The 1,711-nt window shown below is 67.0% G+C and carries 1 protein-coding gene; it reads right to left on the bottom strand.

Features of this window, described 5'->3' with window-relative positions:
* Positions 1 to 26: 26 nt before the first annotated feature.
* Positions 27 to 1,289, bottom strand: a complete 1,263-nt coding sequence (locus tag ACFXGX_RS43265) for an IS110 family transposase (protein WP_384804014.1) — start codon at positions 1,287 to 1,289, stop codon at positions 27 to 29.
* Positions 1,290 to 1,711: the final 422 nt, after the last annotated feature.

Here is a 1,711-nt window from a genome sequence, read left to right as displayed (position 1 = left end):
GACAAGACATCCCACGCCGATAAGCGTCAAGCCGCCGCTGCCTTGAGGTCTGCTGAGGCCTGTGGGAAAGCGACTGCTTCGTCGTAGGCGTGACCGTTCTGGAGGCAGTGGAACAGCATGCCCATGAAGCGGTTGAAGAGGTTCCGCTGTGCTGCGACGTGACGGTCGCCGGCTGCTCGTCGGCGGTCGTAGTGGGCTCTGGCGCCGGGCGACCTGGTGAGAGCGCCGAATGCCCAGACGTAGCCGACGGCGGCCAGTCTCTGGTTCTTGACCTTCCGGCTCATGACCCTGCAGCTCTTGCCGCTGGCCCTGGTGACCGGGGCGCTTCCCGCGTAGGCCTTGAGGGAGCTGGCGGTGGCGAAGCGGGTGCGGTCGTCGCCGATCTCCGCCAGGACCCGGGCGCCGGTCAGTGCGGCGAGACCCGGAAAGCTGCGGATGACCGGCGCGTCCGGATGTTCCTCGAAGGCCTGCGTGACGGCTTCTTCGAGCTGGTCGGCGTTGTCGCAGGCGGTGTCCAGCTGCCTGAGCAGAGCGGAAGTCTGATGCCCGAGAGCCGCCTCGACCTGCGGGAGCTGGTGGAGGTGGTCGCGACTGAAGACCTCGTGGAGCCGTTCGGCTTCGCCCTGGATGCCGCGGACGCGGCCAGCCTGCTTGAGCAGAGACTGCAGACGCCTCCGGGTCAGCTTCGCGGCCATGGCGGGGGTCGGTGCTGCGGCCAGGATGCTGCGGGCTTCCCTTGAGCGCAGGCCGTGCTTGTGTTGGGCGAAGGCGTCGAGGATCGCCGGATAGAACTCTCTGAGCTGGGAACGAAGCTTGTTGTGGGCCTGGCCGCGGGCCCAGACAGCGTCCTGCTGGGCCCGGGCGAGCACGGCGATGGCCTGGACGAGCTCGGAGTCCGCCGGCAGTGGGCGGTGGGCGGCCATGTCGGTTCGCAGGATGTTGGCCAGGGCAGCGGCGTCGACGGCGTCCGACTTCTTGCGGGCGACGGAGTGCCGGTCCCGGTAGCGGGCGACCGCCAGCGGATTGATTGCGAAGACCGGTCGGCCGGTGGCCCGCAGACAGGCGACAAGCAGTCCGCGTGACGTCTCGATCGCCACCGGAATAGGCGTTTCCTCGCTGTCGCCGTGCTCGGCCAGCAGGGCCATGAGCTGTGCAAACCCCGCGGCATCGTCGCTGATCCGCATCTTGGCGAGCTGTTGTCCACCCGCATCGACAAGTGCGACGTCGTGGTGATCTTCGGCCCAGTCCACCCCGCAGAACACTGGCGTCGGTAACCCGGCGATCTCCATCCAGCCCTCCTTCGTGACGACTCTCTTCCCAGGTCAGAGCCTTTGCAGGGTGCGCGTGCTCCCTAATGGAAGTGCTCAAGGCACGTCATCCCACCAGCCGTTCGCAACCCCAGCGAGTCACGCGGCCCTCGGTCCGCGTCAGAGCTGAAAGCTCAAGGCAGAGCTGAGAGGTGATCCGCGCAACCGGCTCGGACTACGAACAGCCAACCCACTCAGAGCCGCAGCCGGACTGTCCCGCAGTAACCGGACGTCTTTGCGGCTCATGCAGAACGAACCGCACCTGATTTCGAACACTCCCGTTCGGACTGCTGGGCGTGAGCCAGCCTCGTCTTGTCAACAGAGCTCTCAGGCCCGGGCGTATTCAAAGGCTCGGCTCGCGCCCACGAAGGCCAACTCCCGCCGGCCTTCGCCTCCCATTAGGC

The organism is Streptomyces sp. NPDC059371 (genome assembly GCF_042751995.1).
In the GTDB taxonomy this organism is placed as follows: Bacteria; Actinomycetota; Actinomycetes; order Streptomycetales; family Streptomycetaceae; genus Streptomyces.
This window is presented reverse-complemented; position numbering and strand designations above follow the sequence as displayed.

Excerpts from the sequence above, each read along its gene's own strand:
- ACFXGX_RS43265 (WP_384804014.1), bottom strand. The coding sequence starts at position 1,289 with ATGGAGATCGCCGGGTTACCGACGCCAGTGTTCTGCGGGGTGGACTGG.